Source organism: Moellerella wisconsensis (assembly GCF_022592395.1).
GTDB classification, from domain to species: domain Bacteria; phylum Pseudomonadota; class Gammaproteobacteria; order Enterobacterales; family Enterobacteriaceae; genus Moellerella; species Moellerella wisconsensis.
In genome coordinates this window covers 944,243-958,404 of sequence record NZ_CP093242.1, presented here as the reverse complement: position 1 = coordinate 958,404, position 14,162 = coordinate 944,243, and the positions used below count along the sequence as shown (strand labels likewise).

The following is a 14,162-nucleotide window of genomic DNA, read 5'->3' as shown; positions in this document are numbered from 1 at the left end:
CACTTATTCATTAAGTAAGGGAGAACAATAATGAGCACCGCTAAATTAGTTAAAGCACCACAATCCGAAATGCTATATACCCGTAACGATATTGAAGAAAGTGTCAAATTAGAAACTATCGAAATTCTTAACCATATGTTGGTCCAGTTTATTGATCTTTCTTTAATCACGAAACAAGCACATTGGAACATGCGCGGCCGTAATTTCATTGCTGTACATGAGATGTTAGATGGCTTCCGCAGTACTATCGTTGATCATCTGGATGAATTTGCTGAGCGAGCAGTACAATTAGGTGGAACCGCGCTAGGTACCACACAGACTATCAATAAACGCACAAGCTTAGAAGCGTACCCAACAGATATTCATGATGTCCAACAACATATTAAAGCTCTTGCAGACCGCTATGCTGTTGTTGCTAATGATATTCGTAAAGCGATTGAAACAGTCCGTGATGAAGATACTGCAGATATATTTACAGCAGCATCACGCGATTTAGATAAATTCCTCTGGTTTTTAGAAGCCAATATTGAATCATAATCGTTAATTGATTTTTATCTAATTTTTTCATTTAAAGCCACACTTTAGTGTGGCTTTTTCTTGAATAAAACGAATGCGACAATAGAAGAGTATAACTTATATAAATAGCCTACTCAGTGAATTTTACTAGCTTAAAAATAATAACCTAGACGTGATAGTCGAATCTTAGTGAATCTAGTGCTATATTCTGAATTATTTTATTATTTATCATCGCTAATTTTAATCATACAAAATCATCAATAGTGATATAAATAGTACTTATTAATAAGTTTTCCTTCCTAAGCTTTATAAAATAACTAAGTTTGTTTATAATCAACATTTAACCATTCAAAGTTTAAGGATAAAATCAATGGATTTCGACGTTAAAGACAGCAATGGCACGGTATTAAATGATGGCGATACCGTACAAGTAATCAAAGACCTGAAAGTAAAAGGTACATCTAAGACATTAAAACGCGGGACAACGATCAAAAATATTCGCCTGACTAATCGTGAAGGCGAGATTGAATGTAATGCGGATAAAATTAAAGGATTGGTACTAAAAACCGAGTTCTTGAAAAAAGTATAATTGTTTCTATGAAGATGAAAAAAACCGTTCAACTGATTTTTTTCATCTTTTTTATTCTAATTCCAATAAACTCAATCTTTAGGTTTCGGCATTTCTGCCCGCTCAATCGGAAAAATAGGCAGTGAGTTTAGTAATCTCTTCCCATAATTTTTTGTCACTAACCTCTTATCGTAAATAACTATCTCACCATGACAATGATGGCTACGAATAAGACGCCCAGTCTGTTGTATCAAACTAAATGACGCGCTAGGCAAACTCTGTACTTCAAAAGGATAGCGCTTAAGTGATTTCAACCATTCACCCTCCGTAATAATGACTGGATTAGTAATAGGAGGGAAAGCAATTTTATGAATATGCACTTGTGTTAGATAATCACCTTTTAAATCAAGTCCTTCAGAAAAAGATTGTAGCCCAATCAATACACTGGTTTGGCCCTCATCGATACGCTGACAATGAGTTTCGACTAAACGGTAACGGGGTTGATCGCCCTGCACTAATAATTGTAATCGTAGATCGGTCACATGAGTTAGAAAGCCTTCCATCGCCCGTTGACTACTAAATAGCATTAAGATCCCACGATGTTCGCCCTGCGCTAACGATGCGCGAAAATAGGCTGCCATCTCCTTTAAATGTTCTGCTTCATTATGAATTGTTGGCTCATTAATCATTTTAGGAATAACTAATTTTCCTTGATTAACATGATCAAAGGGGGAATCTAAAGTAATAAAACGGTCATCGCTATGCTCAGATAATCCAGTTAATTCCTGTAATCGAGAATAGCTATTAAGCGATCGTAGCGTGGCAGAGGTCACCACCACATGCGGTATTTTTCGCCATAATAACTGATTTAACTGATCACTCACTCGAATGCCGGCACAATGGAAGAAAATGCGAGATTGATTTTTTTCATAACGTCGGCTTAACCATTTTGATACCGGTGCCCCCGAGGCTTGCTCTAAACCCGCTAAACGCCATAATTTAGCCATATTTTCAAAATAACCGACAGAGCGACTCGTCAATAAAATAGCTCGATGTAAACGAACAATATCTTGCTTCGCCGTTTGTTCATTTAAATCATTCAATATTGCTTCTGCTAAGCCACGAAAACTGTCAGTTAAACGAAATAATAACTGACAACAATTCTGTAATGTTTCAGGTAATTGACCAAGAGCAAATAAATATTCATTCTCCGCGCTGGTTTCTGGCAAAAAGGCATTAGCTAACATCGATAATTCATTAAAACTACTACGTAATTTTTCTGCATGATCGTGTAACTTATGGGGATCACTTAATTTTGGCGGCTTAGCGGGCTGAAATTGTGCAACATATTGACTAACATGCAGGGTAAAACTGTCCAATTGTGCCAATAAATGGGGGAGCGTAATTTCAGCTTCGACTTCTAATGCATCACGGGCGACATCCGGAATATGATGTCCTTCATCTAAAACCAGCAATAAATTTTTAGCTTCAGGTAATACTGAGTCATTTTCCATCGCGGCCATAACCAAGGCGTGATTAGCAACAATTACATCTGCATTTTCTATTTCTCGACGGGCCAAAAAAAATGGGCAATTTTGATAATATTGGCAATTGCGCCCCAAACAGTTCATTTTATCAGTACTAATTTTGCGCCACAAACTGTCACTTAAAGAGCGTTTATGATGATCTCGCAATCCGTCCCATGCAAAACTATGAAAATCGTTTCGCAGTTGCTGGCACAGTGTACGCTCTTCGCTACTGGCAATTTCAGCTTTATCCTCAACCAAAAACATTAAATCAATTTGTTCACCCTCGGCAGCACAAATCGCCGCCATATTACGTGGGCAAACATAACGAGCACGGCCAAATGCACCGGTAAACTTAAGATCTGGAATGATTTTTTTAAGTAATGGCAAATCTTTACTGAAAATTTGATCTTGTAATGCCACATTTGCCGTACTCACCACTAAAGGTTTTTTTTCTTCACGGCTAACCGCAATACCGGGGATCAGATAGGAGAGTGTTTTTCCTACTCCAGTTGGTGCTTCAATCACCAGATGACGTCCTTCTTCACTGGCAAACGTTTTAGCGACCTCTGCTATCATTTTGCGCTGAGGTGCTCGAGGGATAAATCCGTCTATCTGTTGTGATAACCCTTTATACCATTCGGTTATCTGATCTTTAACTTTTCCGGAAAGAGGCATAGAACTCGTTGAATATTCAATATTGATAAGAATGGCATATACCATTCTCAATTAAGAAGACAAGAAGTAATTTCTGCTCAGCATGACGCAAAACTACTGTATTAAAAACCATTATGCCATAAATTCACGCGCCCATTCGCAATTTATCTATGGTGTCTTAAAAAGTCAGCGGATTAACTTGTTTGTAACAATGATAACGATATACTCATACTTTATTTTTATTTTAGGTCTGCTGATGAAAAAAGTATTTATTGCCCTTTTCGCTCTCTGTGCTCTTGCCTCGATTGGTGGAACAATGCTTGCCGGTATGAATATCTACACCCGTTCAACTACCCCAATTGAACAACAGCCATCACAAGCAGAACAGCCATCTATATTACCTGCGCCCAATCAACACTAGCCCTTTTATTGAGTTACTGGTTTTTATTGCTATGATTTTATTTCCACCGCTAATACTTTCCCGGCGTATAGTTTGCACCACTTATACTTTACATCGCTGAGATTTTATCCGGCCGCCGCAAATCAAGGCCCATATCGCGAAACAAGAAAACCAGTTGGCCGTCGGGTATCTCCGATGGCTCATCAGTTTTATACTCTAATAAAACTATGTTCAAATATAGTGAGATATGATGATATATAAATAAAATATCTGCACGCAGCGGCTGGAATGGATAAGGAGCTTTATTTATGTACCAAAATTATTTTGTAACCCCAGAATGGTTACATGCCAATTTATATAATCCGGATATTATTGTACTGGATGCCTCTTCTGCACCTCCAACAGCACCTGCGGATTGTCGTCAATTATGGCTTGCTGAACATATTCCTGGCGCCCAATTTTTTCACCAAGATGAAATTGCCGATACCCAAAGCCTTCTTCCACATATGTTGCCAGACGAACAAACCTTTAGTGATGCCGTGGGTAAAATGGGGATCGGCCCTCAAACCCAAGTGATCATTTATGATCAAGGCAATTTATTTGCTGCACCACGCGCTTGGTGGACATTTAAAACATTTGGCTGCCATCAGGTTAAAATCCTTGCTGGAGGGCTCGCTGGCTGGAAATCGGCCGGTTTTTCAGTTGATTCTGGTGAAGTTTCTGCGCTACCGGCTCAAGAATTTACTGCCGTTAAACAACCTAATAGCGCACTTTCACAAGCAGATATAATTGATATCGTTGAGAAAGCCAATAAACAGATAATTGATGCACGTTCTGCAGACCGTTTTCAAGCCTTAGCACCCGAGCCTCGTCCCGGATTACGAATGGGACATATTCCTGGCAGTAAAAATGTGCCTTGGAATCTATTGGTAGAAAATGGCCAATATAAATCTCCCGAACAATTAGCCTTGATATTTAAGCAACAACAGATAGATATTCATGCACCTTCAGTAACTACCTGCGGCTCAGGCATGACTGCTGCTGTTGTTTTATTAGGCTTAATATTATTAGGCAATGATCAAGTACAACTTTATGATGGATCGTGGGCCGATTGGGGACAAGATAATGGTTTGCCTATAGAGCAATAATTGTTGGGTATAAAACACGATTAATAACTATAAAAAAGCCCCTGATATTTATCTATTAGGGGCATATTTAATCTATTAATGTCACTTTGAATCAAAAAAACAGCTTTTAGCTTGAAAATACACCAGCTAAGAATAAAACAGCGATAGCACCAATAACTGCAACAATAAAGCTGCCGAAATTAAAGCCATCAACTTTGCCTTTGCCGAAGAAAGTACTAATATATCCCCCGACAACAGCACCGACGATCCCCAGTACAGTCGTCATTATAAAGCCAAAATGGTAGGTTCCAGGCATAATCCATTTAGCAAGTACACCCGCTATGAGACCAAATATAATCCAGGAAAGAACACCCATCATTAACCTCCGGTTGGTTATTTAAAATAAATGATTACTATAAAAATAATTACTATAAAAATAGTTACTGTAAGTATTCATCTGCAACACTTAGTAATTAAAGCTTTAATGTGCATATTTTGCAAATTTACAGCGCAAAATTATGACTAGATGAATCTGAAAATAATATGATATCGACTGATTAATAAATAAATAGCCGATTAATAATAGGTAGCCAATCCAATAATGACTATTTGATGTGGGGTTAACATATGGGGTAATTGAAAAATATAAAATGAGTATAAATAAAGATATAAATATACATATAAAGTGAAAAACACTGTTTTTATCGTTTTAATATCATTTAAAAATTAATAACTTAAAATTGCTTGGTTAATTTCTTGCGATGTTTTTAATGATCTAATTTCACTAAATAATGCATCTGCTTGCGTATATTCTTTACGTAAATAACCGAGCCATTGTTTAATTCTCGCCATATGATAATCACCAGAATCTCCACGTTTTTCTAACTGGGTATATTTACGTAATATCTGCATCACGTCATCCCAATCCATTTTAGAGTGATTAAACTTAATAACTCGACTCAAATTTGGTGTGTTCAATGCACCTCGACCGATCATAATTGCATTACAGCCCGTTACTTCCATGCATTGTTGAGCGCTAGCATGATCCCAAATTTCGCCGTTAGCAATGACTGGAATCGATAATCGCTGACGGATTTTTCCAATTTTCTGCCAATTAATACGTTCAGAACGATAGCCATCTTCTTTTGTTCGACCATGGACAGTAATTTCCGTCGCTCCAGCCTGTTCAACAGCATCGGCAATTTCATAACTTAATGAATGGTCATCCCATCCTAAACGAACTTTTACTGAAACAGGTAAGGATTGAGGAACCGCACTGCGCATCGCCAAAGTAGCTTGATAAATAAGTTCAGGATTTTTTAATAAACTGGCACCACCACCATGACCATTAACTGTTTTGGAGGGGCATCCACAATTTAAATCCACGCCGTAAGAGCCTAAATCAATCGCTCGGTTGGCATTTTCAGCCAACCACTGCGGATGTTGTCCCAATAGCTGAATCCGCACCGAGGTTCCCGATGAGGTTCTGCTATTGTGATTTAATTCAGGGCAAATACGGTGGAATGTCTTTGCGGGTAATAAGCTATCGACAACACGAACGAATTCCGTGATACACAAGTCGTAGTCATTAACTTCAGTTAATAACTCACGAACCAGAGAATCTAAAACTCCTTCCATGGGCGCTAGCAAAACACGCATTTATGCTTCACTGCTCCGAGGCTTACGTCTAGGCATGCTCATTTTTTTATTCCCTGATGGGCTTGCTGGACGAGACTGTCCACTTCCCCATGGAGAATTTGAGCTGCGTGGATTTGCACCACGAGGTTTTGATGCAACACGTTCTGTTCTGCCGCGCTGTTTACCATTAATAATGGGCTCAGCTTTGATAGAAGGATCGGGTTCATACCCCGGAGTTTCCATACGTGGAATTGGTTTTTTCAATAAGCGTTCGATATCTTTCAATAATTTAGCTTCATCGACACACACTAATGAAACCGCTTTACCGGTAGATTCCGCACGACCAGTTCGACCAATACGATGCACATAGTCTTCGGGAACATTTGGTAATTCGTAATTTACAACATACGGTAATTGTTCGATATCGATACCACGGGCAGCAATATCGGTTGCCACTAATACTCGTATTTGGCCCGATTTAAAATCGGCCAGTGCACGGGTACGAGCCCCTTGACTTTTATTACCGTGGATAGCCGCAGATTTAATCCCATCATGATTAAGATTTTCAGCTAAGCGGTTAGCGCCATGTTTGGTACGAGTAAATACCAGCACTTGCTGCCAGTTATCACGGCCAATCATATAAGATAATAATTCAGCTTTTCTTTTCTTATCAACTAAATGAACAAATTGCTCAATTTGTGATGAAGCTGAGTTACGTGGGGCAACCTCAATCGTCACTGGCTTATGTAAGATTTTATTCGCCAGTTGCTTGATTTCATCCGAAAATGTCGCCGAGAATAATAAATTCTGTCGTTTCGCCGGTAATTTACTGGTGATACGACGAATATCATGGATAAAGCCCATATCAAGCATACGGTCTGCTTCATCCAATACCAGAATTTCTACTTTGGATAAATCCACCGCATTCTGGTGTTCGAGATCTAATAAACGTCCAGGGGTCGCGATTAGAATATCTACGCCACCGCGAAGTTTCATCATTTGAGGGTTAATGCTAACACCACCAAACACCACTAAAGAGCGGATTCTTAAGTGTTGGCTATATTCTTTAACACTTTCAGCAACCTGAGCAGCAAGCTCACGAGTTGGTGTCAAAATTAAAGCACGTACTGGACGACGATTTTTCGGGGCGTCAGTATTTTCAATCAATTTCTGCAAGATAGGCAGTGTAAAACCTGCTGTTTTTCCGGTTCCTGTCTGGGCACTTGCAAGCACATCATGGCCAGCAAGAACGGCAGGAATTGCTTCTTGCTGAATAGGGGTTGGGGCTTCGTAGCCCTGTTCATGAAGTGCACGCAGAATATCTCCGTGCAATGCGAGAGAATCAAAACTAATCAAAATAAGGTACTCCAGACTTCGCCACTCTGATAAATCAGATGCAGTTCAATGGGGAAGGATCACATAAAAATGGATAAAAGCGCAAACTGCCAAGCATAATAGAGATTAATTCTAACACCATTAGTAGATAACAAGAATATTAATTTAGTTAATTATCTAAATTAATATAAAATGGCACAAATATCGTATTAATAACTATTTGACGCTGAAAGCAATCAAATTATGCCTTCAATATCAGTAATCTGACCGGAGAGTCAGTGTATAGGCATGGTTAATTTTTTATTCTTTATTTGAGGAACGACTATGACAGCCACAACATCAGATTCAATCATACCCCAATTGCCCACAGTGACGACTCCAACTACGGCCTCAACAGTTAGAGGGGAACACGCTAAATACCAATTATTACGAGCTGCTGCTGATATCTATGGTGAACTAGGTCTTGATGGTGCAACAACCCGAAAAATATCGCAGATTTCTGGTCAAAATATTGCCTCTATCGCCTATTATTTTGGCTCTAAAGAAGGACTTTATCTCGCTGTTGCACAACTTATTGCCGATTCGATTAAAGCCACGTTTAGTCAACTACTCCATGAAATAGATCTATATTTATTACAATCAAATGAAAATAAACTTCCTGAACAAGCACTTAAGTTAATTCAGCAAGCCTTAATGGATTATAACTATTTTCAATTAGAGAAAAACAATCTCAGCTTTTCACGAATTTTAGCCCGGGAACAACTTAATCCAACTGAGGCTTATACCATTATCCACGAGCAAGCATTAGGCCCTATTCATTCACGTTTGAATCGGCTCATTGCAATATATATTGAGGCTGATCCCACTGATTTATCTACCTTAATCCATACTCATGCCATTTTAGGGGAAATTTTATCATTTCGTATTGCTCGAGAAACACTGTTACGGCAAACCGGTTGGCAGCATATTAATGAAGATGAATACAAAATTATTAATCAAGTTTTAATTCAACACACCAGCATATTATTAAATGGATTACGCCATCGCAAGAACGCAGAAAAGTGATATGATTGATAAATATAAATTATGATTTAAATTGTTTTATGAACGATCCCTTGACTATTCTGACCCATACCGCGTATTACGTGCTAGTCCAGTACTGAGTTCATAATGCCGGCCACTCAATAGACTAGGGATTTAGCCTGATTTTCTGAAAACTAAGGTTAGCAATGAACAATAAACGCAACTCAATTTTCATTCTAATTATTGTTATATTAATCGGTATTGCGCTGAGTGGTTATTATTTCTATCAATCACAACAGCCCAAAACATTAACATTATACGGCAATGTAGATGTCAGAACGGTTAACCTTAGTTTCCGTGTTGGCGGCAAACTTGCTGCATTAAACGTCGATGAAGGCGACCAAGTCACTACCGGCCAATTACTGGGAACATTAGACGATAAGCCTTACATCAATGCATTAAACAAAGCCAAAGCCGTTCGTGATAGCGCGAAAGCGACATTGACCATGATGGAAAGTGGCTATCGAACCCAAGAAATCGCACAAGTCGAAGCTGAGGTCGCACAACGGCAAGCTGCATGGCAATATGCAGATAGCTTTTATAAGCGACAACAAAGCTTATGGGCGCAGAGAGTGATTTCCGCGAATACACTCGATGATGCAAAAAACAATCGTAATCAAGCACTTTCAGCACTTAAAGCGGCTCAAGATAAACTTAATCAATATCAATCTGGGTTTAGAAGCGAAGAAATTGAAGCTGCACGCGGGGAATGGCAGCAAGCTGAAGCTGCGGTTGCACAAGCCGAGCTTGATTTAGCGGATGCTAAATTAGTCGCCCCATCTACGGGAACCGTATTGACGCGAGCAATTGAGCCGGGCACTATTTTAGCCTCAGGAAATACGGTATTTACCGTCACTCTCACCCACCCTGTATGGGTAAGAGCCTATATTAGCGAACCTAATCTTGGTCAGGCTATCCCAGGACGTAAAATCTTATTGTATACCGACAGCCGCCCTAATACCCCATATCATGGTCAAATTGGCTTTGTTTCACCTACTGCCGAATTCACGCCAAAAAGTGTGCAAACACCGGATTTAAGAACGGATTTAGTCTATCGCTTGCGTGTTATTGTTGATGATCCCGACGATGCTTTAAGGCAAGGAATGCCAGTGACACTGCGCTTTTCTGATGCTCATAATGCACAATAAGGAGTCATTATGGCGGGCTCAAGCTACCAAATTCGGCTACACAATATTGAAAAAAACTTTAAGGGATTAGCTTCGCCCGCTGTCGCCAAGTTAAATACGGTGATTACTGGCGGTTCAGTCACTGGGCTAGTTGGACCTGATGGTGCAGGGAAAACCACGCTGATCCGCATGCTCGCCGGATTATTAAAACCCGATCACGGTAGCATAGATATTTTGGGGCTAGATCCAATCACCGATGGCGTACAGTTACGTGCAAATCTAGGTTACATGCCGCAAAAATTTGGTCTATATGAAGATCTAACCGTACAAGAAAACCTTGATTTATATGCAGATTTACGTGGGCTAGTCGGGCAAGAACGTAAACAAACTTATCAACAATTATTATCATTTACCGATTTAACTCGTTTTACTCAACGTTTAGCGGGAAAATTGTCCGGTGGAATGAAACAAAAATTAGGCCTCGCTTGTACTCTATTAGGTAAACCTAAAGTTCTGTTATTAGACGAACCGGGCGTAGGCGTCGATCCAATAGCCCGCAAAGAATTATGGCAAATGGTGCATTCACTGGCCGATGAGGGGATGTTGATTTTATGGAGCACCTCTTATTTAGACGAGGCAGAACAATGCCGTGAAGTGCTACTACTTAATCAAGGACAGTTATTATATACCGGGCAGCCAAAACAACTCACTCAAAAAATGGCTGGCAGATCCTATCTTTTAGATATTCCCGCCCAGTACCGACGTGCCACCTTACAAAATGCTTTAGTGTTGCCAGAGACCACAGATGGCGTTATTCAAGGCCGTTATGTTCGGCTTATTTTACGCCCCGACGCCGATAAATCGGCTCTTTTACAAGCACTAAAGATGCCTCAAGCCCAGCTGATTGATGCCGAACCGCGTTTTGAAGATGCATTTATTGATCTCCTTGGTGGCGGGCCGTCGCATCGTTCAGAATTAGCTGAAATCATGCCGCAAATCCCTCCTGCACCGCATGAAACAGTAATAGAAGCACGCAACTTAACCAAAAAATTTGGTGATTTTGCAGCAACAGATCATGTCGATTTTCAGGTTAAGCGCGGGGAGATTTTTGGCTTACTCGGTCCCAATGGAGCGGGAAAATCAACTACGTTTAAAATGATGTGCGGGTTAATGAAACCCACCGAAGGCCATGCGTTAGTGCTAGGAATGGATTTAAAAACCAGCTCAGATAAAGCGCGCCAACATTTAGGCTATATGGCGCAAAAGTTTTCTCTGTATGGCAATCTAAATGTAGGGCAAAATCTCAAATTCTTTTCGGGCGTATATGGGCTAAAAGGTCACCAGCAAGCAGCAAAAATCAATGACATGGTCACTGCCTTTAATTTAACCCCGATGCTAAAACAACTAACCGATGAGTTACCTTTAGGGTTTAAACAACGATTAGCCTTAGCTTGCTCATTAATGCATGAACCAGATATTCTTTTTTTAGATGAACCAACTTCTGGAGTAGACCCACTCACTCGGCGTGAATTTTGGTTACATATCAATGGAATGGTGGATAAAGGTGTGACAGTCATGGTTACGACTCATTTTATGGATGAGGCCGAATATTGTGATCGTATAGGCTTAGTTTACCGCGGTAAAATTATTGCTGCTGGCACACCGGATGAACTAAAACAGCAAGTAGCCAGTAAGGAAAATCCTGATCCATCAATGGAAGATGCCTTTATTGAACTGGTATTAAATTACGATAAAACGTTGCAGGAGGCAGAAAAATGAGCCTTCAACAAGCTAATAATGTGCATTTTTCATGGCGGCGACTCAAAGCGCTATGCGTTAAAGAAACTAAGCAAATTCTGCGTGATCCTAGCAGTGCATTAATTGCGTTGGTTATTCCATTAATGCTGCTGTTTATATTCGGCTATGGAATTAACTTAGATTCTAGCCGTTTAAAAGTCGGCATCTTGATGGATCAACAAAGCCAATCCGCCCGAGAATTAGTGGATACGTTTACGGGATCTCCCTTTATTGATGCTACTATTAGTGATAATCGACAAGCATTAACCGATAAAATGCAGGCAGGTGAAATTCGCGGCATTGTAGTTATTCCCGTTGATTTTGCTGCACAATTACAACGCACTGATGGGCATGCTGAAATTCAAGTTATTACCGATGGCAGTGAACCCAATACGGCAAATTTTGTACAAGCCTATACACAAGGTGTCTGGCAAACATGGCGGATTCAACAGGGTGAAAATAAAGGGTATTCAACATCACCATTAATTGACGTTGATATGCGATATTGGTTTAATCCGGCAGCAATTAGCAAACACTTTATTATTCCCGGTGCCATTAGCATTATTATCACGGTAGTCGGTGCTATTTTAACTTCGTTAGTTATCGCCCGAGAATGGGAGCGCGGTACCATGGAAGCGTTATTATCTACCCAAGTGACTCGCAGCGAATTATTGTTGTCTAAATTACTGCCTTATCAATTTCTTGGCTCTCTGGTCATGCTGCTCTGTATGCTAGTTACTGTATTTGTTTTAGACATCCCTTATCGAGGTTCACTGTGGATACTGTTTATTATAACTAGCCTTTATCTCGCGACAGCGCTCGGAATGGGGTTATTAATATCGACCCTAACCCGCAATCAATTTAATGCAGCGATGGTGGCATTAAATGCCGCATTTTTACCGGCGATTATGTTATCTGGCTTTATTTTCGAGATTGACAGCATGCCGGCCATTATTCAAGCCGTAACCTATTTCATTCCTGCCCGTTATTTTGTTAGCAGTCTACAAACTCTATTTTTAGCGGGGGATATCTACATTGTGTTATTGATGGATATCTTATTATTGATTGCTTCGGCGATATTATTCATCGGATTAACGGCGTGGAAAACACGGCGTCGTCTGGATTGATTAAGGAGCCATCATGTTTCATCGACTGTATACTTTGATCATCAAAGAATTACAATCTCTGTTACAAGAGCCGCAAACGCGAGCTATTTTAATCTTGCCGGTCATTTTCCAAATGGTGTTATTCCCGTTAGCGGCAACCTTGGAAGTCACAAATGCCACTATTGCTATTTTTGATCAAGATAATGGCCCAGCATCAATTGAGCTCACGCAACGTTTAGCTAAAGCGGAAGCTTTTTCTCAGGTTTTATTATTAAAAAGTGAAAATGAAATAAAACAAACTATCGATGAGCGGGCAGCATTACTGGTAGTTCGCTTCCCGCAAAATTTCAGCGCTAATCTAGCCAGCAACAACACCGCGTCAATAATGTTATTGCTGGATGGACGTAATTCTAACAGTGCTCAAATCGCCGCTAATTATATCAACCAAATCGTGATGGACTATCAGCAATCACGTCTAGTAGGTAAACCGCTCCCTAATAACAGTCAGTTAGTAGTCCGTAACTGGTATAATCCAAATTTAGATTATAAATGGTTTATTGTGCCGTCATTAGTGGCTTTAATCACCACTATCGGTGTGTTAATTGTCACCTCATTATCTATCGCGCGTGAGCGTGAACAAGGAACACTAGAACAATTATTAGTCTCTCCATTAACCACCTGGCAGATTTTTGTCGGTAAGGCTATCCCAGCATTAATTGTCGCGACAGGACAAGCTAGCATCGTGTTGATTATTGGGATTTTTTGCTATCAAATCCCTTTCTCAGGCTCGCTATTGCTATTTTATGCAACTATCTTAATTTATGGATTATCTTTGGTAGGATTTGGGCTATTAATTTCCGCGCTCTGCTCTACACAGCAGCAAGCATTTATCGGCGTTTTTGTCTTTATGATGCCGGCTGTACTGCTTTCAGGGTATATTTCCCCGGTCGAGAACATGCCCGTTTGGCTGCAAAATATTACGTGGGTTAATCCAATAAGGCACTTTACCGAGATAACCAAACAGATCTATCTAAAAGATGCTGGCTTTACTGTGATTTGGCCCAGCCTATGGCCTTTATTGGTGATTTGCGTTATCACTAGCAGCTTTGCTTATTATTTGTTTAGAAAGAAAATCGCTTAGAATCATAGCAATAAAAAACCCTCAGAACCCAGAGTGACTCTGGAAACTGAGGGTTTTAATATTTATTCTAGCGCTTATTCAGTAAAACGATGAATTATTCTATCCTTCGTTCACCATAAGGCATTCACTATAATGCCTTTG

At 39.9% G+C, this 14,162-nt stretch carries 13 protein-coding genes; 9 read left to right on the top strand and 4 right to left on the bottom strand.

From position 1 onward, the window contains the following. The first annotated feature begins 30 nt into the window (after nt 1–30). Nucleotides 31–537, top strand: a complete 507-nt coding sequence (dps, locus tag MNY66_RS04140; protein WP_047255689.1) for a DNA starvation/stationary phase protection protein Dps — start codon at nt 31–33, stop codon at nt 535–537. Between the two features lie 349 nt (nt 538–886). Continuing rightward, nucleotides 887–1,105, top strand: a complete 219-nt coding sequence (locus MNY66_RS04135; protein WP_047255690.1) for an alkylphosphonate utilization protein — start codon at nt 887–889, stop codon at nt 1,103–1,105. A 71-nt stretch (nt 1,106–1,176) separates the two neighbouring features. Here MNY66_RS04135 and dinG read toward each other — a convergent pair whose 3' ends face one another. Further along, on the bottom strand, nt 1,177–3,288 hold the full coding sequence (gene dinG, locus MNY66_RS04130) for an ATP-dependent DNA helicase DinG (RefSeq protein WP_047255691.1): 2,112 nt from the start codon (nt 3,286–3,288) through the stop codon (nt 1,177–1,179). 190 nt (nt 3,289–3,478) lie between these two features. Here dinG and MNY66_RS04125 point away from each other — a divergent pair, with 190 nt between their 5' ends. Together MNY66_RS04125 and sseA are read left to right on the top strand one after the other, a co-directional pair. Further along, nucleotides 3,479–3,688: a hypothetical protein gene (locus MNY66_RS04125; RefSeq protein ID WP_134473731.1), complete on the top strand. Its 210-nt coding sequence runs from the start codon at nt 3,479–3,481 to the stop codon at nt 3,686–3,688. A gap of 287 nt (nt 3,689–3,975) precedes the next feature. Then, on the top strand, nt 3,976–4,815 hold the full coding sequence (gene sseA, locus MNY66_RS04120) for a 3-mercaptopyruvate sulfurtransferase (protein ID WP_241501478.1): 840 nt from the start codon (nt 3,976–3,978) through the stop codon (nt 4,813–4,815). A gap of 106 nt (nt 4,816–4,921) precedes the next feature. Here the strand turns inward: sseA and MNY66_RS04115 are convergent, their stop codons facing one another. From MNY66_RS04115 to rhlE, 3 genes are all read right to left on the bottom strand, one after another. Further along, nucleotides 4,922–5,170 (bottom strand): GlsB/YeaQ/YmgE family stress response membrane protein, encoded by a 249-nt coding sequence (locus tag MNY66_RS04115; RefSeq protein WP_047255694.1) that lies wholly within the window; start codon nt 5,168–5,170, stop codon nt 4,922–4,924. A gap of 350 nt (nt 5,171–5,520) precedes the next feature. After that, the gene (dusC, locus tag MNY66_RS04110) at nt 5,521–6,453 is read right to left on the bottom strand and encodes a tRNA dihydrouridine(16) synthase DusC (RefSeq protein WP_047255695.1); all 933 of its coding nucleotides are present in this window, start codon (nt 6,451–6,453) and stop codon (nt 5,521–5,523) included. After that, nucleotides 6,454–7,785: an ATP-dependent RNA helicase RhlE gene (gene rhlE, locus MNY66_RS04105; RefSeq protein ID WP_197076000.1), complete on the bottom strand. Its 1,332-nt coding sequence runs from the start codon at nt 7,783–7,785 to the stop codon at nt 6,454–6,456. Between the two features lie 306 nt (nt 7,786–8,091). On the opposite strand from rhlE, the gene MNY66_RS04100 reads away from it, so the two are divergent. The 5 genes from MNY66_RS04100 to MNY66_RS04080 all read left to right on the top strand — a co-directional run bounded on the left by MNY66_RS04100 (nt 8,092) and on the right by MNY66_RS04080 (nt 14,021). Continuing rightward, a complete protein-coding gene (locus MNY66_RS04100; protein WP_047255697.1) occupies nt 8,092–8,832 on the top strand; it encodes a CerR family C-terminal domain-containing protein in 741 nt (246 codons plus the stop codon). A gap of 164 nt (nt 8,833–8,996) precedes the next feature. Then, complete coding sequence (gene hlyD / locus MNY66_RS04095; protein WP_241501477.1) at nt 8,997–9,998, top strand: secretion protein HlyD; 1,002 nt, start codon at nt 8,997–8,999, stop codon at nt 9,996–9,998. Between the two features lie 9 nt (nt 9,999–10,007). After that, nucleotides 10,008–11,756, top strand: coding sequence for an ATP-binding cassette domain-containing protein (locus MNY66_RS04090; RefSeq protein WP_047255699.1), 1,749 nt, complete (start codon nt 10,008–10,010; stop codon nt 11,754–11,756). Beyond that, entirely contained in the window at nt 11,753–12,901 is a 1,149-nt protein-coding gene (locus MNY66_RS04085) for an ABC transporter permease (protein WP_047255700.1), read from the top strand. Before MNY66_RS04090 ends, MNY66_RS04085 begins: the two co-directional genes overlap by 4 nt. Before the next feature lie 13 nt (nt 12,902–12,914). Then, nucleotides 12,915–14,021, top strand: coding sequence for an ABC transporter permease (locus tag MNY66_RS04080; RefSeq protein ID WP_047255701.1), 1,107 nt, complete (start codon nt 12,915–12,917; stop codon nt 14,019–14,021). Nucleotides 14,022–14,162: the final 141 nt, after the last annotated feature.

What these genes read in the sequence shown, in the direction of transcription:
- dinG (WP_047255691.1), bottom strand. Translation starts at nt 3,288, where the DNA reads ATGCCTCTTTCCGGAAAAGTTAAAGATCAGATAACCGAATGGTATAAA.
- MNY66_RS04115 (WP_047255694.1), bottom strand. Translation starts at nt 5,170, where the DNA reads ATGGGTGTTCTTTCCTGGATTATATTTGGTCTCATAGCGGGTGTACTT.
- sseA (WP_241501478.1), top strand. Translation starts at nt 3,976, where the DNA reads ATGTACCAAAATTATTTTGTAACCCCAGAATGGTTACATGCCAATTTA.
- MNY66_RS04100 (WP_047255697.1), top strand. Translation starts at nt 8,092, where the DNA reads ATGACAGCCACAACATCAGATTCAATCATACCCCAATTGCCCACAGTG.
- dusC (WP_047255695.1), bottom strand. Translation starts at nt 6,453, where the DNA reads ATGCGTGTTTTGCTAGCGCCCATGGAAGGAGTTTTAGATTCTCTGGTT.
- MNY66_RS04085 (WP_047255700.1), top strand. Translation starts at nt 11,753, where the DNA reads ATGAGCCTTCAACAAGCTAATAATGTGCATTTTTCATGGCGGCGACTC.
- dps (WP_047255689.1), top strand. Translation starts at nt 31, where the DNA reads ATGAGCACCGCTAAATTAGTTAAAGCACCACAATCCGAAATGCTATAT.
- MNY66_RS04135 (WP_047255690.1), top strand. Translation starts at nt 887, where the DNA reads ATGGATTTCGACGTTAAAGACAGCAATGGCACGGTATTAAATGATGGC.
- MNY66_RS04080 (WP_047255701.1), top strand. Translation starts at nt 12,915, where the DNA reads ATGTTTCATCGACTGTATACTTTGATCATCAAAGAATTACAATCTCTG.
- MNY66_RS04125 (WP_134473731.1), top strand. Translation starts at nt 3,479, where the DNA reads ATGATAACGATATACTCATACTTTATTTTTATTTTAGGTCTGCTGATG.
- MNY66_RS04090 (WP_047255699.1), top strand. Translation starts at nt 10,008, where the DNA reads ATGGCGGGCTCAAGCTACCAAATTCGGCTACACAATATTGAAAAAAAC.
- hlyD (WP_241501477.1), top strand. Translation starts at nt 8,997, where the DNA reads ATGAACAATAAACGCAACTCAATTTTCATTCTAATTATTGTTATATTA.